The organism is Streptomyces sp. NPDC050164, assembly GCF_044459945.1.
GTDB lineage: Bacteria > Actinomycetota > Actinomycetes > Streptomycetales > Streptomycetaceae > Streptomyces > Streptomyces coeruleorubidus_A.
Genome location: NZ_JBITJK010000013.1, coordinates 70,678 through 92,711, shown reverse-complemented (window position 1 = coordinate 92,711; position 22,034 = coordinate 70,678). Strand labels below are relative to the sequence as shown.

The window sequence follows — 22,034 nt, the reverse complement described above, 5'->3', positions numbered from 1 at the left end:
CGTACGTCCCAGACACCCGTCTTATACAGTCGTACTAGACAAGCGTTTAAGACGCTCGTACAGTCCTGCCCCATGACGACGAACCCCAACTCCCCGGCCCGCGCCGGCCGCCGCGAATGGACCGCACTCGGCGTGCTGATGCTGCCGCTGCTGCTGGTCTCGATGGACGTCTCGGTCCTCTACTTCGCGATCCCGGAGATCAGCGCCGATCTGGAGCCCACCGGCACCCAGCAGCTGTGGATCTTCGACATCTACGCCTTCGTCCTGGCCGGCCTGCTGATGACGATGGGCGCGCTGGGCGACCGGATCGGCCGCCGCAAGCTGCTGCTGATCGGCGCCGCGGCCTTCGGAGCCGCCTCGCTGGCCGCGGCGTACGCCCACAGCGCCGAGGCGCTGATCGCGGCCCGCGCCGTGCTGGGCATCGGCGGCGCGACCCTGATGCCGTCGACGCTGGCGCTGGTCCGCACGATGTTCACCGACCCCGCGCAGCGCGCGAAGGCGATCGCCCTGTGGTCCGGCGTGATGACGGGCGGCGTCGCACTCGGCTCGGTGATGAGCGGCGTGCTCGTCGAGTACTTCTGGTGGGGCTCGGTCTTCCTGGTCAACCTGCCCGCGATGGCGCTGCTGCTGGTCCTCGGCCCGATCCTGCTCCCCGAGTCGAGGAACCCCGCCCCCGGCCGCTTCGACCGGCTCAGCGTGCCGCTGTCGATGGCGGCGGTGCTCCCGGTGATCTACGGCCTGAAGGAGATCACGTCGGACGGCTGGAACGTCCGGTACGTCGTCTCGATCACCGTCGGCCTGCTCTTCGCCGCCCTCTTCGTCCACCGCCAGCGCACATCGGCCTCACCCATGATCCCGCCCGCGCTGTTCCGCGGCCGGGGCTTCGGGCCGGCCGTCGTCCTGAACCTGCTCGCGCTGTTCGGGATGATGGGCTCGGCGTTCTTCACCACGCAGTACATCCAGTCGGTGCTCGGCAAGAGCGCGATGGAGGCCGCGCTGTGGGCCCTGCTGCCGTCGGTGCCGATCGGCATGGCGGCCCCGCTGGCGGCCTGGTTGGTCCACAGGGGCGTCGCCCGCGCCACCGTCGTCGCGGCGGGCTTCACGATCTCCGCGAGCGGTTACGTCCTGCTGGCCCTCGCCGGTACGGGGTCGATGTGGCTGGTGCTGGCCGCGTGCGGGGTCCTGGCCTGCGGAGTCGTCATGGCGACGACCCAGATCATGGACCTCGCGATGCGTGCCGCCCCGGCGGACCGGGCGGCGACCGCCTCCTCCCTGATGGAGACCGGCGCGGAGTTCGGCGGCGCCCTGGGGATGGCGGTCCTGGGCTCGATCGGTACGGCGGTCTACCGCCACGAGATCCCCGCCTCGGCACCGGCCCCCGCCCACGAGACGCTGGGCGCCGCCCTGGCCGTGGCCGAGCGGCTGCCGGGACGCACGGGGGACGTCCTGGCGGCGGCGGCACGCGAGGCATTCACCAGCGGTATGCGGGGCGCCGCCCTGGCGGGGGCGGTGACGCTGCTGGGCGCGGCCGTGCTGGCGGCGGTCATACTGCGGCGCGTGCCCGCGCACGACAACGCCGGACGGGCTGATCAACTCAGCTCGTCCGGCGTTTGAACGGCAATCTCAGACCAGGTTCACCGAACGAGCCGACGTCGCACCGATCTCCGCCGCGACCTCGGCCAGCACGCCGGAGGTCACCGTGTCGTCCACGGTCAGCACCGCCAGCGCCTCGCCGCCGGCCACGCTCCGCGACACCTGCATGCCGGCGATGTTGATGCTCGCCTCGCCGAGGATGCGGCCCACCGTGCCGACGACACCCGGCCGGTCCTCGTACTTCAGCACCACCATGTGCTCGGCGAGCGCGAGGTCGACGTCGTAGTCGCCGACGGCGACGATCTTCTGGAGGTTCTTGGGGCCGGCCAGCGTGCCGGAGACCGACACCTCCTCGCCGTCGGCGAGGGTGCCGCGCACGGTGACGACGTTGCGGTGCTCGGTCGCCTCCGAGCTGGTGGTCAGCCGCACCTCGACGCCGCGCTCCTGGGCGAACAGCGGGGCGTTGACGTAGGACACCGTCTCGTCGACGACGTCCTCGAAGACACCCTTGAGGGCGGACAGCTCCAGCACCTTCACGTCGTGCTGGGTGATCTCGCCGTACACCTCGACGTCGAGGCGGACCGCGACCTCACCGGCGAGCGCGGTGAAGATCCGGCCCAGGCGCTCGGCGAGCGGCAGGCCCGGCTTGACGTCCTCGGCGATGACGCCGCCCTGGACGTTCACCGCGTCCGGCACGAGCTCACCGGCGAGCGCCAGACGCACGGAACGGGCGACGGCGATACCGGCCTTCTCCTGCGCCTCGTCGGTGGAGGCACCGAGGTGCGGGGTGGCGACGACCTGGTCGAACTCGAAGAGCGGCGAGTCGGTGCACGGCTCCTTTGCGTACACGTCGAGACCGGCACCGGCGACCCGGCCCTCCTTGAGGGCGGAGTACAGCGCCTCCTCGTCGACGATCCCGCCGCGCGCGGCGTTGACGATGCGCACGCTCGGCTTGACCTTGCGCAGCGCCTCGTCGCCGATCAGGCCGAGCGTCTCGGGGGTCTTGGGCAGGTGGACGGTGATGAAGTCGGAGACCTCGAGCAGCTCGTCCAGCGACAGCACCTTCACGCCCATCTGCGCGGCGCGCGCGGGCTGCACGTAGGGGTCGTAGGCGACGACCTTCATGCCGAAGGCGGACATGCGCTGCGCGACGAGCGCGCCGATGCGGCCGAGGCCGACGACGCCGAGGGTCTTCTCGGCCAGCTCCACGCCCGTGTACTTGCTGCGCTTCCACTCGCCGTTCTTCAGCGCGGCGTTGGCCTGCGGGATGTTGCGGGCGGTGGCGAGGAGGAGACCGCAGGCGAGTTCGGCGGCGGTCACGATGTTCGAGGTGGGGGCGTTGACGACCATCACGCCGGCCTTGGTGGCGGCGGAGACGTCCACGTTGTCCAGGCCGACGCCGGCTCGCGCGACGACCTTGAGCTTGTTCGCGGCGGCGATCGCCTCGGCGTCGACCTTGGTGGCCGAACGGATCAGGATCGCGTCCACCTCGGCGATGGCCGGGAGCAGCTCCGCCCGGTCCGCGCCGTTGCACTGCCGGATCTCGAAGTCCGGGCCCAGCGCGTCGACGGTGGCAGGCGACAGCTCTTCAGCGATGAGTACGACTGGTTTCGAGCTCACGTGAGTCCTCACAAGTCCAATGCTGCGGACGGCCGTCCCGACGGCCGCAGGCGGTGGAGGGGGGAGCGGCGCCGGAGAAGTGCGGGTGCGTTCCCGCGTCGTTCGGTGCGTGCTCTCGGCGTGTCGGCCGGAGGTTCTCGTAGCGGAGCTACCAGGGCCTTCGGCCGGTGCGGCGAGAGTGCGTGCCGGGCGGCGTGGGAACGTGCCTGCACTTCTCCGGTGTCGCTTGGCCGCGTGGAAGACGCACGACGCTGTGGGCCTGACGCGTATGTAGTGCAGCAGTCTAGTGGCGCCCAGGGCGTCGTCTTGCGCCGCTGCGGAAGGATCACCCGTCCGTGGCCGGACGGGATGGACAACGCCGTACCTCCGACGTTACCCCGGGTTGGCCGAAGGGGCCGGAGCCTGTCGCTCCGGCCCCCGGCCATGAGGCTTACGCCTCCTCGTCGACCCAGCTCATGAGCTTGCGCAGCTCCTTGCCGGTGGTCTCCAGCAGGTGCTCGGAGTCCTGCTTCTTGTACTCGTTGTACTTCTTCAGACCGCCGTGGTACTCGTCCATCCACTGCCTCGCGAAGGAGCCGTCCTGGATCTCGGCGAGGACCTTCTTCATCTCGGCCTTGGTGGCGTCCGTGATGATGCGCGGGCCGGTGACGTAGTCGCCCCACTCGGCGGTCTCGGAGATCGACCAGCGCATCTTCTCCAGGCCGCCCTCGTACATGAGGTCCACGATCAGCTTCAGCTCGTGAAGGCACTCGAAGTAGGCGATCTCCGGCTGGTAGCCGGCCTCGGTCAGCGTCTCGAAGCCCGCCTTGACCAGCGCGGCCGTACCACCGCAGAGGACGGCCTGCTCACCGAACAGGTCGGTCTCGGTCTCCTCGGTGAAGGTCGTCTTGATGACGCCGGCGCGGGTGCCGCCGATGCCCTTGGCGTACGACAGGGCCAGTGCGAAGGCGTTGCCGGTCGCGTCCTGCTCGACGGCGGCGATGCAGGGAACGCCGCGGCCCTCCTCGTACTGGCGGCGCACCAGGTGGCCCGGGCCCTTCGGGGCGACCATGCAGACGTCCACGCCGGCCGGGGGCTTGATGAAGCCGTAGCGGATGTTCAGGCCGTGGCCGAAGAACAGCGCGTCGCCGTCCTTCAGGTTGGGGGCGATGTGCTCCTCGTAGACCTGGGCCTGGATCGGGTCCGGGACGAGGATCATGATGACGTCGGCCTCGGCGGCGGCCTCCGACGGCGTCACCACGCGCAGGCCCTGCTCCTCGGCCTTGGCCTTGGACTTGGAGCCCTCGTGCAGACCGACGCGCACGTCGACACCCGAGTCACGGAGCGACAGCGCGTGGGCGTGGCCCTGGCTGCCGTAACCGATGACCGCGACCTTGCGGCCCTGGATGATGGACAGGTCGGCGTCGGCGTCGTAGAACAGCTCGGCCACTTTGGGTTCTCTCCTCGGGAGTGCAGGTGTTGCGTCCCACCGTATGACGGGGGGCGGAAGGGAAGTCTGAGGGTCTCGGAATACGGGCGGCCGACGGCGCGCCGACCGCCCGTTCCCGTCTTACGCCGACCGGTCCAGGGCGCGCAGCGACCGGTCCGTGATGGAGCGGGCACCGCGGCCGATCGCGATCGTGCCGGACTGGACGAGCTCCTTGATGCCGTACGGCTCCAGCATCTTGAGCATGGCGGACAGCTTCTCGCCGGAGCCGGTGGCCTCGATGGTGACGGCCTCCGGGGAGACGTCGACGGTCTTGGCGCGGAACAGCTGGACGATCTCGACGATCTGGGAGCGCGTCTCGTTGTCGGCGCGCACCTTCACCAGGACGAGTTCGCGCTGCACCGCCTGCGACGGCTCCAGCTCGACGATCTTGAGCACGTTGACGAGCTTGTTGAGCTGCTTGGTCACCTGCTCCAGCGGCAGGTCCTCCACCCCCACGACGATGGTGATCCGGGAGATGTCGGGGTGCTCGGTGACACCGACGGCGAGCGAGTCGATGTTGAAGCCGCGGCGGGAGAACAGCGCGGCGATCCGGGCGAGGATGCCGGGAGTGTTCTCCACCAGGACGGAGAGCGTGTGCTTGGACATGATCTCTTCGGTCTCTCTCGCTCAGTCGTCTTCATTGTCGCCGAAGTCGGGGCGGACGTCCCGGGCGGCCATGATCTCGTCGTTGGAGGTGCCTGCGGCGACCATCGGCCAGACCATCGCGTCCTCGTGGACGATGAAGTCGACGACGACCGGGCGGTCGTTGACGGAGTTCGCCTCTTCGATGACCTTGTCGAGGTCGTCCGGGGACTCGCAGCGGATGGCGTAGCAGCCCATGGCCTCCGACAGCTTCACGAAGTCGGGGACCCGGGTGCCGCGCGCCTGAGGGTTCACGTCGTCCGGGCCGGAGTGCAGCACGGTGTTGGAGTACCGCTGGTTGTAGAAGAGGGTCTGCCACTGGCGGACCATCCCGAGGGCGCCGTTGTTGATGACGGCGACCTTGATCGGGATGTTGTTCAGGGCGCAGGTGGCGAGCTCCTGGTTGGTCATCTGGAAGCAGCCGTCGCCGTCGATCGCCCAGACCGCCTTGTCCGGCGCGCCGGCCTTGGCGCCCATGGCGGCCGGGACGGCGTAGCCCATGGTTCCGGCGCCGCCGGAGTTCAGCCAGGTGCCCGGCTTGTCGTACTCGATGTAGTGCGCGGCCCACATCTGGTGCTGGCCGACGCCCGCCGTGAAGATCGTGCCCTCGGGGGCGAGCTGTCCGATGCGCTCGATGACCTGCTGCGGGGAGAGCGAGCCGTCGCCGGGCTGGTCGTAGCCGAGCGGGTAGGTCTCGCGCCAGCGGTTCAGGTCGTTCCACCACATGCTGTAGTCGCCCTGGTGGCCCTCGCTGTGCTCCTTCTGCACGGCCTGGACCAGGTCGGCGATGACCTCGCGGGCGTCACCGACGATCGGCACGTCGGCGGCGCGGTTCTTGCCGATCTCGGCCGGGTCGATGTCCGCGTGGACGATCTTGGCCAAGGGCGCGAAGCTGTCCAGCTTGCCGGTGACGCGGTCGTCGAAGCGGGCGCCGAGGGCGACGATCAGGTCGGCCTTCTGCAGGGCGGTGACGGCGGCCACCGAGCCGTGCATGCCGGGCATACCCAGGTGCTGCGGGTGGTTGTCGGGGAACGCGCCGAGCGCCATCAGGGTGGTGGTGACGGGCGCGCCGGTGAGCTCGGCGAGGACCTTCAGCTCGGCGGTGGCCTGGGCCTTGATCACGCCGCCGCCGACATACAGCACCGGCCGGCGGGCCTGGGTGATCAGCTTGGCGGCCTCGCGGATCTGCTTGGCGTGCGGCTTGGTCACCGGGCGGTAGCCGGGCAGGTCCATGGCCGGCGGCCAGGAGAAGGTCGTCTTCGCCTGGAGGGCGTCCTTGGCGATGTCGACCAGGACCGGGCCGGGACGGCCGGTGGAGGCGATGTGGAACGCCTGCGCGATCACCCGCGGGATGTCATCGGCCTTGGTGACGAGGAAGTTGTGCTTGGTGATCGGCATGGTGATGCCGACGATGTCCGCCTCCTGGAAGGCGTCCGTGCCGATCGCCTTGGAGGGCACCTGTCCAGTGATCGCGACCATCGGCACCGAGTCCATGTGCGCGTCGGCGATCGGCGTGACGAGGTTGGTCGCGCCGGGGCCCGAGGTCGCCATGCAGACGCCGACCTTGCCGGTGGCCAGCGCGTACCCCTCGGCCGCGTGACCGGCGCCCTGCTCGTGGCGCACCAGGACGTGACGCACGCGGGTGGAGTCCATCAGCGGGTCGTACGCCGGAAGGATGCAACCACCGGGAATGCCGAATACCGTGTCGGCGCCGACCTCCTCGAGGGAGCGGATGAGGGACTGCGCGCCCGTCACCTGCTCGGGGGCGGAGTGCTGTCCTCCGGATCGGGGCCGGGGCTGCGGGTGATGGGCCCCGGTGGCCTGCTCGGTCATCGGCATTCTCTTCTCAGATGCTGAGGGTTTTTTGCGAAGTTTGTGCGGTTTTCGACTGCTGCACGGAAGGCGCCCGTGCAACAAAAAACCCCTCGTGCCATAAGGCAAGCGAGGGGAGCGCGCCGGGTGGGGTCGCTGAGCGGTCGAGGCTCAGCGTCAGCCGACGCGCTTTCCAAGTACGAGAATTCGGGTGCGCATGGCACAGACCCTCTCCCCGGCACGCACTCACTGTCAAGTGGGTGGGACGGGAGTCTCATTATGTGAGCGGAGGGCCGTACCGCCTCCGATGACGGCGGACACACCCGAGCTGTACACCCGCGGGGCGCCGCCCGCGAACGCCGGTTCGGCCGGTCCGTGCGGCACCGGATAGTGGCCGGAGGCGAGCGCCCGGCGCAGCCGATACTCGTCGAGCGGCCCGGAGAACGCCATGCCCTGCCCATGCGTACAGCCCATCGCGCGCAGGGCGACGACCTGCTCGGGCAGATCCACCCCGTCGGCCACGGACTTCAGCCCGAGGTCGCCGGCGATGCGCAGCAGCCCACTGGTGATCTTGTGCAGGCGCGCGGACTCCACGACGCCCTCGACCAGACTGCGGTCGAGCTTCAGCACGTCGACGGGCAGCCGCCTGAGGGCCGTGATCGCCCCGTAGCCACTGCCGAACCCGTCGAGCGCGATCCGGACACCGACCCGCCTGAGGGCACCGAGCCGCCGCTCCAGCTCGTCCAGGCCGGCCCTGGGGTCGGCGTCGGACAGCTCGATGATCAGCGACCCGGACGGCAATCCGTGCCGCGTGAGCAGCGCCTCGATCGTGCCGAGCGGCATCGACCGGTCCAGCAGCCGGCGGGCGCTCATCCGGACCACGACCGGCGCGGACAGCCCGGTCCCGTGCCGCTCGGCGGCCTGCTCGACGGCCTCCTCGATCATCCACCGGCCCAGCTCGGCGGTCTTGTCACTGTCCTCGGCCACGCGCAGGAACTCCGCCGGGGTGAACAGCACCCCCTGGGAGGAGCGCCAGCGCGCCTGTGCGGACACCGATGAGATCCGGCCGTCCTCCAGACGGACCACCGGCTGGTGCAGCAGGGCGAACTCGCCGTCGTGCAGCGCGGCCCGCAGGCGCGTGGCCAGCTCCGCCTTCCGCACGACGTCCTGCTGCATCTGCGGCTTGTACAGCTCGACGCGGCCCTTGCCGCCGGCCTTGGCCCGGTACATCGCCAGGTCGGCGTTGCGCAGCAGCTCGCCCGCGCCGAGGCCCGCTTCCGCGAAGGCAACGCCGATGGAGGCGTTGACCCGGACATCGTTGCCGTCGATGACGTACGGCTGGGACAGCGTCGTCCTGAGGCGGTCGGCGAGCTCCAGGATGTGCCGCTGCCGGGCCTCCCGGTCGCGGGTGTTGTCCCCGACGATCAGGGCCGCGAACTCGTCCCCGCCCAGCCGGGAGGCGGTGTCTCCCTGCCGGACGGAGTCCTGGAGCCGGCGGGCGGCCTGGATGAGCAGCTCGTCCCCGGCCTGGTGCCCGATGGTGTCGTTGACGGCCTTGAAGCCGTCGAGGTCGATGAAGAGGACGGCCGTGTTGCGCAGGGCAACGCCCCGGTCGGAGGCGCGACGGCCGGACAGCGCCTGCTGCACGCGCCTGGTGAACAGGGCGCGGTTGGGCAGGTCAGTCAGCGGGTCGTGCTCGGCGTTGTGCTGGAGCTGCGCCTGCAGCCGCACTCTTTCGGTCACGTCCCGGCTGTTGAGGATGAGGCCGCCGTGGTGACGGTTGACGGTCGACTCGACGTTCAGCCAGCCGCCGTCACCCGACCGGAAGCGGCACTCGATGCGTGTGGTGGGTTCCTCAACCGGGTCGGCGGCGAGGAAACGGCGCACCTCGTAGACGACGCAGCCCAGGTCCTCCGGGTGGATGAGGTTGGCCAGTTCCGTCCCCACGAGCTCCTCCGCGGGGCGGCCGTAGACACCGGCGGCGGCCGGGGATACGTACCGGAGGATGCCGCTGGGCGCGGCGATCATGATGACGTCGCTGGAGCCCTGCACCAGGGAGCGGAAGTGGTTCTCCTTCTGCGCCAGTTCCTGGGTGAGGGTGGCGTTGTCGAGCAGCATGATGCCCTGCCGCACGACGAGCGCGAGCACCACCGTGCCGCCGGTGATCAGCACCACGCGGTCGACGCTGCGGCCGTTCAGGACGTTGTAGAGGATCCCCAGGGTGCACACGGCCGCCGCGAGATACGGCGTGAGGGCGGCGAGGGAACCGGCGATGGGCCGGGCGGCCGGGTACCGGCCGAGCTCGCCTCCGGGGAGGGGCAGGTGGTGGTGCGGTCCGCTGCGCTGCCCGGGCACGTGCTCGTGGACCACGCGCGCATGCCCCGCCGTGCTCTGCCGGTCCGGGCCGTGCCGGTCGATGTCCGGCGTGCTGGGCGCGGCCCACGGGGCATACGCCAGGAGCAGCGAGCCGGCGAACCAGCCGGCATCGAGGAGATGGCCGGAGCGGTAGCTGTCGTGCATCAGCGGCGAGGTGAACAGGGCGTCGCACATCAGGGTCAGCGCCAGGCCGCTGATCGCGGTGTTGATCGCTGTGCGGTTCACCGCCGAGCGCCGGAAGTGCAGCGCGAACACCATGCTGATCAGCGCGATGTCGAGCAGCGGATACGCCAGCGACAGCGCCGTATGTGCCACGCCCGGCCCTTCCGTCTTCGCGGCCTGGGCGAGCGCGAGGCTCCACGCCAGGGTGAGCAGCGAGCCTCCGATCAGCCAGGCGTCGAGCGCGAGGCAGACCCAGCCGGCCTTGCTCACGGGCCGCTTGGCGAGGACCAGCAGTCCCACGATGGCGGGCGGCGCGAAGCACAGGAAGAAGAGGTCGGCGTACGAGGGGCTGGGGACGGGCTGTCCGAGGACGACCTCGTACCACCCCCAGACCAGGTTGCCCAGGGCCGCCATCGCCGAGGAGAGGCCGAACAGCAACCAGGCGGGTCGAAAGCGGGTGCAGCGGTTGCGGGCGTAGAGGACGCAGGACACGGCGGCGGCGCCGGCGGCGGCGCTCAGCCCGAAGTCGCCCATGATCAGGGCCATTTCGTTCGAACCCCAGTCGAACGCGCAACCGACGGCGTATCCCGCGCAGACCAGGGCGAGGACGAGTCGGAGGGCCAGGCGCGGCCGAGGGCCGGGGGTTGGCGTGCGGGGCAGCAGCGCCCCGGGGGACGGAGGCTGTGCCCGCAGCGCTCCGTCGAGCGTGGGTGTGGGGGTCGGCGGCGCGCTCACCGGACCCTCCCGGTCCGTGCCGCTCCCGGGTCCCGCGGGCCCCGGTGCGTCGGCTGGGCATGCCTTCTACGGCTGCCTGGCCTGCGGTGGTGATGGCTGTGGTCGGCGTGGTGGTCGCTGTGGTGGGTGTGCTGCCCGCCGTGATCGGCGTGGTGACCGCGTCTACTCGCGGCCGTCCGCCAGGGTCGCCGCCGGCAGCCCCGCCCCGTCGGATCGCTCGTCCATAGGCCGTGCATCGCCTGTCGCCCCCCTCACAGTCCTGATGTGTCCGTCCCCGGCGCCGAACTGTCCCCGGCGCAGCCCCTGTCGGGACGATACACCAGTCTCGTCACTCAGGGACATAGGTTCTCTACTCTCCGTGACGATCAACAGGTATATGAGTACCCACCGCACCCGAGGGATTGCGGACGGTACCCGAAGTTCGGATCAGCCGGTTGAGGCACCCGTCGTAAGGATCACGTTGCGCAGCGGCTCCCGGTTCACATAACGGTTCAACTGGTCCGCCAGGAGCCGCTTGGCGCGCGGCAGGAACGCGGAGGTGGGTCCGCCGACGTGCGGGCTGATGAGTACCCCCGGCGTACGCCACAGGGGGTGTTCGCGCGGCAGGGGCTCGGGATCGGTGACGTCGAGGGCGGCGGTGATGCGGCCGCTCTCCAGCTCGGCGAGCAGCGCTTTGGTGTCGACGACGGGGCCGCGGGCGACGTTGACGAGGAGCGCGCCGTCCTTCATCCGGGACAGGAAGTCGGCCCCGGCCAGGCCACGGGTGGTTTCGGTGAGCGGCGTGGACAGGATGACCACGTCCGCTTCCGGGAGCAGCGCGGGGAGTTCGGTGAGCGGATGCACCGGCCCGCGCGCCGTGGTGCGCTCGGAGCGCGCGACGCGCGCCACCCGCGCCACCTCGAACGGAACGAGCCGGTCCTCGATGGCGGCGCCGATCGATCCGTATCCGACGATGAGGACGTTCTTGTCGGCGAGCGCGGGCCGGAACCCGGCGAGCCACTCCCCCCGGTCCTGCGCGCGGACGAAGTCGGGGACACCGCGCAGCGAGGCCAGGATCAGCGCCAGGGTGAGCTCTCCGGTGCTGGCCTCGTGCACCCCGCGCGCGTTGCACAGCCGCACGCCCGGACGCAGGTGCCCCAGCCCCGGCTCCACGTGGTCGATGCCGGCGGAGAGGGTCTGTACGACCTCCACGTGGCTCATCTCCGGCAGGGGACGCACGCACAGAGGGCTGGGCTTCATGTAGGGGACGGCGTAGAAGGCGCAGTCCGCCGGGTCCGCGGGGAAGTCCTCCTCGCCGTTCCAGAAGCGGTAGGCGGGGCCCTCGGGGAGTCCCTCGATCTCGTCCGGCGGGATGGGCAGCCACACGTCAGCAGTCATGCTCTGGAGGCTATGTCAGGAGGGTGCGACGGCAGAGGTTAGGTTGGGGTGGCCGGAACAGGGAGGGTCACGACCAGGTGGAGCGCAGGACGATCGGCGCGGCGGCGCTCGCGGTGGGGGCCGTCGGACTCGGGTGCATGCCGATGAGCTGGGCGTACAGCGCGTCGCGGCAGCGTGGCGACGAGTCGCTCAGGGCGGTGCACCGGGCGCTGGACCTCGGGTCGTCCTTGCTGGACACGGCCGACATGTACGGCCCCTTCACCAACGAACTGCTGGTGGGGCGGGCGTTGAAGGAGCGGCGGTCGGACGCGTTCGTGTCGACGAAGGTCGGTCTGCTCGTGGGCGACCAGCACATCGTCGCCAACGGCCGCCCGGGGTATGTGAAACGTGCCTGCGACGCGTCGCTGCGGCGCCTGCAGACGGACGTCATAGACCTCTACCAGCTGCACCGGGCCGACCCGGAAGTCCCCGTCGAGGAGACGTGGGGCGCGATGGCGGAGCTCGTCCAGGCCGGGAAGGTAAGGGCGTTGGGCCTGTGCGCGGTGGGCGCGCGGGCCGGCCGCCGCTCCGGGGCCCGGCTGCACGACGCGACGATCCGGCAGCTGGAACGGGTGCAGCAGGTGTTCCCCGTGAGCGCGGTGGAGGCGGAGCTGTCGGTGTGGTCGCCGGAGGCGCTGGAGACGCTGCTGCCGTGGTGCGAGACGCGGGGCGTCGGCTTCCTGGCGGCGATGCCGCTCGGCAACGGCTTCCTGACCGGCAGGCTGCGGCCCGGCGCGGGCTTCGAGGCGGACGACGTCCGGGCCCGGCACCCCCGCTTCACGGCCGAGATGATGGCCGCGAACCAGCCGATCGTCGCGGGCCTGCGCCGCGTGGCCCGCCGCCACGGCGAACACGTCGCCCCGGCCCAGGTCGCCCTCGCCTGGGTTCTCGCCCAGGGCCGGCACGTGGTCCCGGTCCCCGGCACCAAGCAGGAGCGCTGGGTCACGGAGAACGCGGCGGCGGCGACGCTGCGTCTGACGACCGAGGACCTGCGAGAGGTGGCGGAACAGCCACCCGCCCAGGGGTCGTGGGACTGATCCGGAGCCGGCCCGCGGTCAGGCGCGGCGGGCTCGGCCACCGGCGGCAGCCGACTGCCGAAGGCCGGCACCGCGGGAGGGGTCCGGGCAAGGCCCTTACATGCGGCGGCACTGCCACCCGCCCAGGAGTCGCGGACTGCTCCAGAGCCTGCCCGCGATCACGCGCGGCAGGCTCGGCCACCGGCTGCATCCAAGCCACCGACGGACTGACGCCGCAGCGGCATCCGGGCTGCCGAAGACTGGCACCACAGCGGCACCCCGGCTCCCCGAAGCCCGCACCGCCGGCCGACGGCGGACCGCGGAGGAGGCGGGCGCGCCCCGGCGCGCGGAGGGATCCAGGCAAAGCCCTTGAAGGTGGCGGAACTGCCACCCGCCCAGGGGACGTGGGACTGATCCGGAACCGACCCACGATCACCCACGGCGGGCTCAGCCACCGGCGGCATCCAAGCCGCCGAAGGACTGGCACCACAGCGGCACCCCGGCTCCCCGAAGCCCGCACCGCCGGCCGACGGTAGACCGCGGAGGAGGGGGCGTGCCCCGGCGAGCGGAGGGAACCGGGCAAAAGCCGTGAGGGGGCCGCGTTCGCTGGTCGGGGTTGGGTGATCGGGAACTTCGGAGGCGCGGGAGGTGTATGACAGGTAGAACCCGCCGCCGCTCGAAGGGACCATGATCGTGCAACGTCGAGCCGTGCCGGCCGTGTTGGCCGCCGCCGCGCTCCTGCTGACGGCCGGCTGCTCCTCCGACGGCGGAGGATCGACCGACCCGGACGGGAGCGCTTCCCCGAGCCGTACGGCACCGGGGTCGTCCCCGTCGGCGGGGCAGGCCGCCGAGGAGACACCGCCCGCCAAGGGCTCGGTGAAGGTGGTGCGTACCGTCGCCGAGGGCCTGGACTCCCCCTGGGGCCTCGCCCCGCTGCCCGGCGGCGGCCTGCTCGTCTCCTCCCGGGACGACGGGACGATCGTCCGGGTCGACGACAAGACCGGGAAGAAGACCGAGCTCGGCGAGGTGCCGGGCGTATCGGCCGCCGGCGAGGGCGGCCTGCTCGGCATCGCCCTGTCCCCCGACTACGCCTCGGACCACATGGTCTACGCGTACTTCACCTCGGCCTCCGACAACCGCATCGTCCGCATGCTGTACGACGAGAAGAAGCCCTCCGGCGAGCAGCTCGGCGCTCCGGACACGGTCTTCAGGGGCATCCCCAAGGGCTTCGTCCACAACGGCGGCCGGATCGAGTTCGGCCCGGACAAGATGCTGTACGTCGGCACGGGCGAGAGCGGTGACACGGGCCTGTCCCAGGACAAGGAGTCCGTGGGCGGCAAGATCCTGCGCCTGACACCGGAGGGCGAACCGGCGCCGGGCAACCCCTTCCCCGATTCCCCCGTGTACTCGTACGGCCACCGCAATGTGCAGGGCCTCGCCTGGGACGGCAAGCAGCGCCTGTTCGCCTCGGAGTTCGGCCAGGACACCTGGGACGAGCTCAACGCGATCAAGCCGGGCGACAACTACGGCTGGCCGGAGGCCGAGGGCAGGTCCGACGACTCCGGGTTCCACAACCCGATCGACCAGTGGACCACCGCCGAGGCCTCGCCCAGCGGCATCGCCTACGCCGAGGGGTCGATCTGGATGGCGGGCCTGCGCGGCAAGCGGCTGTGGCGCATCCCGCTGAACGGCACGGAGGCCTCCGCAGAACCGCAGGCGTTCCTGGAGGGCGAGTACGGCCGGCTGCGCACGGTGGTCCCGGCGGGCGGCGACCGGCTGTGGCTCGTGACCAGCAACACGGACGGCCGGGGCAATCCGGAGGACGGGGACGACCGGATCCTGGAACTGCAGGTGACGTAGCCCGGGCTCAGTCCTCGGTGTCCTCGGGGTCTTCGGCGTCCGGCTCCTGCGGCGGGCGTACGACGACCTTCCCGGACGACAGGTCTATCGGCCCGCGTCCCGGATCGCCGTCCCCGACGTCCTCGCGGGTCAGTTCCAGGCGGTTCTGCTCGTCGCGGGTGTGCTTGCGGCCGGGTGAGAACAGTTCCTCGAACATGTTGAACACGAAGCCTCCCTGGGCCGCGACTCCCCCGACGTCCTTTACAGCGTATGCCTCAGCCCGTCGACCCGGAGGTGAGGGATTCGGCCGGGAACAGCCCCAGCCGGTGCGCCACCGCCGCCGCCTCGCCGCGTCCGCAGACGCCGAGCTTCGCCAGGATGTTGGAGACGTGGACGCTCGCGGTCTTCGGGGAGATGAACAGCTCCTCGGCTATCCGGCGGTTGGTGTGTCCGTCCGCGACCAGGCGCAGCACGTCCCGTTCCCGGCCGGTGAGGCCGAGGGCCTCGGCGGGGTCCGCGGGGGCGGGGGCCGGTTCCGCGGCGGGCGTGAGCGGCAGGCGGGCGCGCCGGGCGAGCGCGGTGACGGCGTCGGCGAGCGGCCGGGCCCCGAGGTGGCGGGCGACGGCATGGGTGAGGCGCAGCAGTTCCGTGGCGCGGTCGCGCTCGCCGGCCTCGCCGCCGCCCGTCAGCAGCGACTCGGCCAGGCGGTACCGGACGCGGGCGAGGTCGTAAGGGCGCTGAAGAGGTTCGAAGGCGGTGACCACCTCCGACCAGGTGTCCGGTGTGCTCCCGCTTCCGGCGCGGTGGAGTTCGGCGCGGACCCACTTCTCGTGGGCCAGCCAGACGGGGGCGTTCGTGGTGAGGCACCTGACGGCTTCGAAGATGCTCTCCAGGACCTCCGCACGACCGTCCCGGGCGGCCGGCAACGCGCGGGCGTCGGCCTCGGCCGTGGCGGCTTCGAGCAGCAGCGGCCAGGCGTAGCGCTGGGTGCCGGGCGGGAAGCCGGACTCCAGGGTGCGGGCCAGTTCGGCTCGGGCGTCGGGGAGGCGGCCCTCGGCGACGGCGACGGCGATGGTGAGGCAGGAGATCGGGAGGTCGTGCTGCGGCATGGGGTCGTGCGGGCCGTAGGAGGCGCGGCTCTCGGCGAGGTGGCGAGTCGCCTCGGGCGCCCGGCCGCGGGCGAGCGCGAGGAACGCCAGGCTGTTGGCGCCCGAGCCGTACGGCGCGGCCGTCTGCCCGCGCCGCTGGGCGTTGACGGCCGCCTCGGCCGCCTCGTCCCAGCGGCCCAGGGAGATGAGCGACTCGGCGAGGTTGCCCCAGACCCAGCCCTCGGCCTCCCGCAGGCCCATCCTGCCGGTGAGGCGCAGGCCCTCGTGCAGGACGTCCACGGACTCCTCGGAGCGCCCGATGCCCTCCAGGGCGGAGGGCAGGTTCACATGGCTGCGGCCCACGACCACCGCGAGCCCCCGGGCCTTGACCTCGTCCTTGACCTGGTACATGTGGGCCAGCCCGGCCTCGATCTGCCCGGCGTCGATCATGAGTGAGCCGAGGGTGAGCCGGGCGTTGGACTCGATGTCGTCGGCGCCCACCATGCGCGCGTACTCCACCGCACGCTCGGCGGCCGTCAGGGCCTCCGGGCCCGGCTGGCGGAGCATCGACCAGTGGGCGACCGTGGCGAGCACCTCGGCGTGCACCTCGGACGGCGGCAGGCCGCGGACCAGGTCCTGCGCGGTGGCGATCTCCTTCCAGCCGTCGCCGCGGGCGAGCCGCTGCACCAGCCGGGAGCGCTGGATCCAGAACCAGGCGGCGCGCAGGGGGTCGTCCTCCTCGTCCAGCTGGCGCAGCGCCCTCTTGGTGATCTTCAGGGCGCTCTCGCGCTCCCCGCAGAGCCGTCCGGCGACGGCCGCCTCGGCCAGCAGGTCGAGGTGGCTCAGCGCGGTGGCCTCCGGACCGCCGCAGGGCGGATAGACCTCGGCGCAGTCGACGGGTCGCAGGCTCCGGCGTACGGCTTCGGGGGCGGTGTCCCACAGTTCCATCGCCCGTTCCAGCAGCCGCAGTTGCTCGGCGTAGGCGTGGCGGCGGCGGGCCTCCACGGAGGCGTCGAGGACGGCGGGCAGGGCCTTGGCCGCGTCGTGGGCGTGATACCAGTAGCTGGCCAGGCGCGTCGCGTGCTGGTCGGCCGGGACGAGGGTCGGGTCGGCCTCCAGGGCTTCGGCGTAGCGGCGGTTGAGACGGGAGCGCTCGCCGGGGAGCAGGTCGTCGCTGACGGCCTCGCGGACCAGGGAGTGGCGGAAGCGGTAGCCGTCGCCGCCGGGCGCGGGGGTGAGGATGCTGGCGTTCACCGCGGCCCGCAACGCCTCGATGAGGTCGTCCTCGGCGAGCCGGGCGACGGCGGCCAGCAGCCGGTACTCGACGGTGGAGCCGCCCTCGGCGACGATCCGAACGACCTGCTGGGCGGTCTCCGGCAGCCCTTCCACCCGGACGAGCAGCAGGTCGCGCAGGGAGTCGGTCAGGCCCGTGCGGCAGCCCTCGTGGGCGGCGACGGCGAGTTCCTCGACGAAGAAGGCGTTGCCGTCGGAGCGTTCGAAGATCGCGTCGACCTGGTCCGGGTCGGGGTCCTGGGCGAGGATGCCGGCGACCTGGCGGCACACCTCGTCGCGGTTGAAGCGGGCGAGTTCGAGGCGGCGGATCGTGCGGAGCCGGTCGAGTTCGGCGAGCAGGGGCCTGAGCGGGTGGCGGCGGTGGATGTCGTCTGCGCGGTAGGTGGCGAGGACGACGAGGCGGCCGGTGCGCAGGGTGCGGAAGAGGTAGGAGAGCAGGTGCCGGGTGGAGGCGTCGGCCCAGTGCAGGTCCTCCAGGGCGAGGACGACGGTGTGCTCGGCGGTGACGCGCTCCAGCAGGCGTGCGGTGAGTTCGAAGAGGCGGGCCATGCCGTCCTCGTCGTGCCGCCCGGTACCCGACTCGCCCAGCTCGGGCAGCAGCCGGGCCAGTTCCTCCTCCTGTCCGGCGGCCGCGGCGGCCAGCTCGCCGGGGAGTTCGCAGCGCAGGGCGCGCAGTGCGGTGGAGAAAGCCGCGAAGGGCAGTCCATCGGCGCCGATCTCCACGCAGCCGCCCAGTGCGACCACCGCGCCCCGGTGACGGGCTGCGGCGGCGAACTCCTCCACCAGGCGGGTCTTGCCGACTCCGGCCTCCCCACCGATGAGCAGCGCCTGCGGCTCTCCCCCGCGGGAGCGTGCGAGTGCGTCGAGAAGCGTGCCCAACTCCTCGGCACGGCCGACGAACACGGGGCTGACGGACCTGGTATCCACGGACCCGAGCATCGCATGCGCGTCCGGCAGCACGGCACCGGATTTGCCGCGGCGGGCCGCGGGACCGGCGCCCGCTTCCCCACGGACGGCCACCACACCGGCGCCCGCTTCCGTACGCACGGCCACCGCATCGGCAGCCGCTTCCGTACGCACGGCCACCGCATCGGCAGCCGCTTCCGTACGGACGCTCACAGCCCGGACCGGCCCCGCCCCCGTGTTCACGCGGCCCGGGCGGACCGGGGCCTGCGGAAGCGGCGGCTATGGCTCTCGTGCTCGGCGGAGCCTTCGGCGCCTTCGTGACGGGCGGCGCGGCGGGCCCGGGCGGCCTCGCGGACCTGGCGCTCGTGATCGGCGCGGCGCATGAGGTCGGCGGCGCGCATCTGCTGGAACTCGTACTCGTACATGGCGTGTCCTTCGGGAGAGGTCGGGTGCGAGGGCTTCGCTTTCTGCGATGCCTCCACCTTCGTCTCCCAGGCGGGGCTGCCACATCGGGAGAGTTCCGCATCTTCGTGGGCGGTCGGGGCCTTAGACACGGCTGAGGGGTCTTAGGGCCTCCGTAAGGTGCTCACGGATGCACTAAGACCCCTGAAGGACCTGCGGTGACTCAGCCGGCGGACGGCAGGCCGAGCAGGATGCCGGTGTACTTGAGGACGGCCAGGAACAGGCCGATCACGCCGAGCGCGGCACCCGCCCAGGCGACCGACTTGATCCAGGGGGCCTGGATCCTGCCGGGGGTGCCGAACGCCGGCCGGGCCAGCACGAAGACGCCGACGACCAGCGCCGTCAGCGCGAACAGGCCGCCCCACAGGGCGGTGGTCTGCCAGGCGTCGCCGTAGACCGCCTGGATCTGCTTGGCCACGTCCGCGTTCTGCGCGGTCTGAAGCTGACCGATGAGGTTCTGCCGTGCGGCAGCCACCGTGCCGAGCCAGCTGCCGGTGAGCGAGACGACGCCCAGCGCGGCGGAGACCACGGCGGCAGCGCCCTGGCCGACGCCGGAGGGGCCCTCCTCCTTGGTCTCGGCAGCCTCGGCCGGGACCTCGGTCCGGGTCACCTCGTCGGACTTGGTGGTGTCCACCGCCTTCTCGTCGGTCGTGGCCTCGGTGGCCTCGGTCTCGTCCACTGCGTTCGTTGCCATGTCTCGCACCGTAGGGTCGCTGTCTGAGAAGTCTCTTAATGATCGTCGTGAGCGGCACGCGCGCGTGCGGCGCGCCACTCGGGTGCCAGCACCGACCAGACTTCGAGATCGTGCCGTACGCCACCATAGGGGTGCGCCTCGCGGCGCACACCGTCGCGGGTCATGCCGAGGCGCCGGGCCACGTTCAGGCTCGGCTGGTTGCCCGAGGCGGCGACCCACTCGATCCGGTGAATGCCGCGCTCTTCGACCGCCCAGTCGATGAGGACGCGCATCGCCCGGGTGACCAGACCACGCCCGGTCCCGGCGGGCTCCAGCCAGCAGCCGACCTCGCAGTTGCCGCTCGCGGCGTCGAAGTTCAGGAACAGTACGCCGCCCACGAGCTTGCCGTTCAGCCACAGCCCGTGCAGCGAGCGGGTGTCGGCGGCGCGCATGTCGGCGTACCGCTGGAGCATGGCCCGCGCGGACTCCACGTCCGTCTCCTGCGACCCGAAGTTGATGAACCGCCCGATGAACTCCCTGCCCCGCTCCAGGTGCGCGAAGAACTCCTCCGCGTGCCAGGACTCAAGGGGCCGCAGTTCGGCGCCGTCGTCACCCAGGGATATCGCGTACATCCCGCTGCCGCTCCTCCTCCGCCAGGACGTCCGCCACCTCGGCGTCCGTCGCGGCGGCCAGCCTCTCATGGGCGGCCCGGGCCTCGGGCGGTTCGATGCTGATCCGCGGCAGGCACTTGTCCAGCCAGCGGGGCAGCCACCAGTTGGCGCCGCCGAGCAGGTGCATCAGGGCGGGGACGAGGAGCGTGCGCAGGACGAAGGCGTCCAGGGCGACGGCGGCGGCCAGGGCGATGCCGAACATGGCGATCACGCGGTCGCCGCTGAGGACGAAGGCGAGGAAGACGGAGATCATGATGACCGCCGCCGAGTTGATCACCCGGCTGGTCTCGGCGAGGCCGATCCGGACGGCACGCCGGTTGTCGCCGGTCTCCAGCCACTCCTCGTACATCCGGCTCACCAGGAAGACCTGGTAGTCCATGGACAGGCCGAAGAGCACCGACACCATGATCACGGGCAGGAAGGGCTCTATGGGCCCCGCGCTGCCGAGGCCGAGCAGTTCGCTGCCCCAGCCCCACTGGAACATCGCGACGACCACCCCGAAGGCGGAGGCCACGGCGGCGACGTTCATCGCGGCGGCCTTCAGCGGGATGCCGATCGACCGGAAGGCGAGCAGGAGCAGCAGACAGCCCAGGCCGATCACCACCCCGACGAAGAGGGGCAGCTTGGAGACGATGACGTCGGCGAAGTCGTCGTAGCCGGCCGTCATGCCGCCGACCTGCGTGTCGAGCGAGGTGCCCGCCTCGGCACGGGGCAGCACCTTCTCGCGCAGCCGGTCGACGAGGTCGCTGGTCTGCTTCGACTGCGGCGAGGACTCCGGTACGACGGTCAGGTACGCGGTGTGGCCGCCGGAGTCGAACGTCACCGGCGTCACCGAGGCGACGCCCTCGGTGGCCCGGAGCGTGCCGTCTAGGTTGCCCAGGGCGAGCTTGTCGTCGGCTCCGTCGACCTTCGTGACGAGGGTGAGCGGGCCGTTGACGCCGGGGCCGAAGCCGTCGGCGAGGAGGTCGTAGGCCTGGCGTGTGGTGGAGGTCTTCGGGTCGTTGCCCTGGTCGGAGGTGCCCAGGTGCAGGGAGAACGTGGGCAGCGCGAGGACGGCCATGACCACCAGCGCGACCGCCCCGAGCACCTTGGGGTGGCGCTCCACGAACGCCGACCAGCGGGCGGCGAAGCCCGTGGGCAGCTCGGGTTCGGGCCCGTGCTCCGCCAGGCGGCGGCGCTCGCGGCGGCTGAGCGCCCGCATGCCGATGAGGGACAGCAGGGCGGGCAGCAGGGTCACGGAGGCCGCGACGGTGAGGATCACGGTCAGGCTGGCGGCGATGGCGACGCCGTTGAGGAAGCTCAGCCGCAGGATCAGCATGCCCAGCAGGGCGATGCAAACGGTGGCACCCGCGAAGACGACCGCCCGTCCCGTGGTCGCGACGGCGTTGGTGGCCGCCTCGGTGACGGACAGCCCGCGTTTCAGCCCGCGCCGGTGTCTCGTCACGATGAACAGCGCGTAGTCGATGCCGACGCCGAGCCCGATCAGCATGCCGAGCATGGGGGCGAAGTCGGCGACGGTCATGACGTGCCCGAGCAGCACGATCCCGGCGTAGGCGGTGCCGACGCCGACCAGGGCGGTGGCGATGGGCAGCAGGGACGCGGCGAGCGAGCCGAAGGCGAGGAACAGCACGACCGCGGCGACGACCACGCCGATGACCTCGGCGAGGTGCCCCCCGGAGGACTCGGTGAGCGCGACGGCGCTGCCGCCCAGCTCCACCTGGAGCCCGTCGGTCTCCGCGCTCTTCGCGGTGTCGACGACGGCCTGCGCCTCGGACCGGTTGATGTCCTGCGCCTGGTCGTCGAAGGTGACCGTGGCGTACGCCGTACGGCCGTCCGCGCTGACGCGTCCCGCGCCCGGCCCGTCGTACGGGCTGGTCACGGAGGCCACGCCGGGCAGGTTCTCGACGCGTTCCAGGGCACGGGTCATCGTCTGTTCGACGTCGGTGGCGCGGACGCTGCCGGACGTGGTGTGCCACACGACGGTGTCGCTGTCGCCGCCGAGCTGCGGGAAGTCCTCGTGCAGCAGCTGGCTGGCGCGGCCCGACTCGGTGCCGGGGACCTGGTAGTCGTTCGAGTACGCGGAGCCGGCGACCGCGGCGCCAGCGGCGACCCCCGCGAAGGCGAGGAGCCAGAGCAGAACGCTGACCAGACGGCGTCGGACACACCAGCGTGCGAGGGCTGCCACGAAACGTGCTCCCAGGGTGACTTTTTTGGATCTTTGACCGGGAGCAGTCGTCCATGAACTGAACAGCCCGCAAAGAA

Annotated in this window: 15 protein-coding genes; 3 read left to right on the top strand and 12 right to left on the bottom strand. The window is 71.5% G+C overall.

The window, feature by feature from the left end:
* The first annotated feature begins 72 nt into the window (after window positions 1-72).
* A complete protein-coding gene (locus ACIBNA_RS19560) occupies window positions 73-1,614 on the top strand; it encodes an MFS transporter (protein WP_399166439.1) in 1,542 nt (513 codons plus the stop codon).
* A gap of 9 nt (window positions 1,615-1,623) precedes the next feature.
* Here the strand turns inward: ACIBNA_RS19560 and serA are convergent, their stop codons facing one another.
* From serA to ACIBNA_RS19530, 6 genes are all read right to left on the bottom strand, one after another.
* Entirely contained in the window at window positions 1,624-3,213 is a 1,590-nt protein-coding gene (serA, locus tag ACIBNA_RS19555) for a phosphoglycerate dehydrogenase (protein ID WP_399166438.1), read from the bottom strand.
* A 430-nt stretch (window positions 3,214-3,643) separates the two neighbouring features.
* On the bottom strand, window positions 3,644-4,642 hold the full coding sequence (gene ilvC, locus ACIBNA_RS19550; protein ID WP_274819886.1) for a ketol-acid reductoisomerase: 999 nt from the start codon (window positions 4,640-4,642) through the stop codon (window positions 3,644-3,646).
* A 120-nt stretch (window positions 4,643-4,762) separates the two neighbouring features.
* Complete coding sequence (ilvN, locus tag ACIBNA_RS19545) at window positions 4,763-5,287, bottom strand: acetolactate synthase small subunit (protein ID WP_010048631.1); 525 nt, start codon at window positions 5,285-5,287, stop codon at window positions 4,763-4,765.
* A gap of 21 nt (window positions 5,288-5,308) precedes the next feature.
* Window positions 5,309-7,156 (bottom strand): acetolactate synthase large subunit, encoded by a 1,848-nt coding sequence (locus ACIBNA_RS19540; RefSeq protein WP_399166437.1) that lies wholly within the window; start codon window positions 7,154-7,156, stop codon window positions 5,309-5,311.
* A gap of 231 nt (window positions 7,157-7,387) precedes the next feature.
* Window positions 7,388-10,408 carry a putative bifunctional diguanylate cyclase/phosphodiesterase gene (locus ACIBNA_RS19535; protein WP_399166436.1) on the bottom strand — a complete coding sequence of 1,007 codons (3,021 nt, stop codon included), beginning with the start codon at window positions 10,406-10,408 and terminating at the stop codon, window positions 7,388-7,390.
* A 426-nt stretch (window positions 10,409-10,834) separates the two neighbouring features.
* A complete protein-coding gene (locus ACIBNA_RS19530; protein WP_399166435.1) occupies window positions 10,835-11,785 on the bottom strand; it encodes a 2-hydroxyacid dehydrogenase in 951 nt (316 codons plus the stop codon).
* Window positions 11,786-11,862: 77 nt separating this feature from the next.
* On the opposite strand from ACIBNA_RS19530, the gene ACIBNA_RS19525 reads away from it, so the two are divergent.
* Window positions 11,863-12,861: an aldo/keto reductase gene (locus ACIBNA_RS19525; protein WP_399166434.1), complete on the top strand. Its 999-nt coding sequence runs from the start codon at window positions 11,863-11,865 to the stop codon at window positions 12,859-12,861.
* A 666-nt stretch (window positions 12,862-13,527) separates the two neighbouring features.
* Window positions 13,528-14,700, top strand: a complete 1,173-nt coding sequence (locus ACIBNA_RS19520; RefSeq protein ID WP_399166433.1) for a PQQ-dependent sugar dehydrogenase — start codon at window positions 13,528-13,530, stop codon at window positions 14,698-14,700.
* Window positions 14,701-14,707: 7 nt separating this feature from the next.
* Here the strand turns inward: ACIBNA_RS19520 and ACIBNA_RS19515 are convergent, their stop codons facing one another.
* The 6 genes from ACIBNA_RS19515 to ACIBNA_RS19490 form a co-directional block, all read right to left on the bottom strand.
* Complete coding sequence (locus ACIBNA_RS19515; protein WP_399166432.1) at window positions 14,708-14,905, bottom strand: DUF6191 domain-containing protein; 198 nt, start codon at window positions 14,903-14,905, stop codon at window positions 14,708-14,710.
* A gap of 49 nt (window positions 14,906-14,954) precedes the next feature.
* Window positions 14,955-17,999: an AAA family ATPase gene (locus tag ACIBNA_RS19510; RefSeq protein WP_399166489.1), complete on the bottom strand. Its 3,045-nt coding sequence runs from the start codon at window positions 17,997-17,999 to the stop codon at window positions 14,955-14,957.
* A 206-nt stretch (window positions 18,000-18,205) separates the two neighbouring features.
* Complete coding sequence (locus ACIBNA_RS19505; RefSeq protein WP_399166431.1) at window positions 18,206-18,391, bottom strand: hypothetical protein; 186 nt, start codon at window positions 18,389-18,391, stop codon at window positions 18,206-18,208.
* Between the two features lie 200 nt (window positions 18,392-18,591).
* Window positions 18,592-19,122 (bottom strand): hypothetical protein, encoded by a 531-nt coding sequence (locus tag ACIBNA_RS19500; protein ID WP_399166430.1) that lies wholly within the window; start codon window positions 19,120-19,122, stop codon window positions 18,592-18,594.
* Between the two features lie 35 nt (window positions 19,123-19,157).
* The gene (locus ACIBNA_RS19495) at window positions 19,158-19,733 is read right to left on the bottom strand and encodes a GNAT family N-acetyltransferase (protein ID WP_399166429.1); all 576 of its coding nucleotides are present in this window, start codon (window positions 19,731-19,733) and stop codon (window positions 19,158-19,160) included.
* Window positions 19,711-21,957, bottom strand: a complete 2,247-nt coding sequence (locus ACIBNA_RS19490; protein ID WP_399166428.1) for an MMPL family transporter — start codon at window positions 21,955-21,957, stop codon at window positions 19,711-19,713. Before ACIBNA_RS19490 ends, ACIBNA_RS19495 begins: the two co-directional genes overlap by 23 nt.
* Between the last annotated feature and the right edge of the window lie 77 nt (window positions 21,958-22,034).

Coding starts and splice junctions, on each gene's coding strand:
- ACIBNA_RS19560 (WP_399166439.1), top strand. CDS start 73: ATGACGACGAACCCCAACTCCCCGGCCCGCGCCGGCCGCCGCGAATGG.
- ilvN (WP_010048631.1), bottom strand. CDS start 5,287: ATGTCCAAGCACACGCTCTCCGTCCTGGTGGAGAACACTCCCGGCATC.
- ACIBNA_RS19540 (WP_399166437.1), bottom strand. CDS start 7,156: ATGACCGAGCAGGCCACCGGGGCCCATCACCCGCAGCCCCGGCCCCGA.
- ACIBNA_RS19530 (WP_399166435.1), bottom strand. CDS start 11,785: ATGACTGCTGACGTGTGGCTGCCCATCCCGCCGGACGAGATCGAGGGA.
- ACIBNA_RS19520 (WP_399166433.1), top strand. CDS start 13,528: ATGATCGTGCAACGTCGAGCCGTGCCGGCCGTGTTGGCCGCCGCCGCG.
- ACIBNA_RS19510 (WP_399166489.1), bottom strand. CDS start 17,999: ATGCTCGGGTCCGTGGATACCAGGTCCGTCAGCCCCGTGTTCGTCGGC.
- ACIBNA_RS19505 (WP_399166431.1), bottom strand. CDS start 18,391: ATGTACGAGTACGAGTTCCAGCAGATGCGCGCCGCCGACCTCATGCGC.
- ACIBNA_RS19500 (WP_399166430.1), bottom strand. CDS start 19,122: ATGGCAACGAACGCAGTGGACGAGACCGAGGCCACCGAGGCCACGACC.
- ACIBNA_RS19495 (WP_399166429.1), bottom strand. CDS start 19,733: ATGTACGCGATATCCCTGGGTGACGACGGCGCCGAACTGCGGCCCCTT.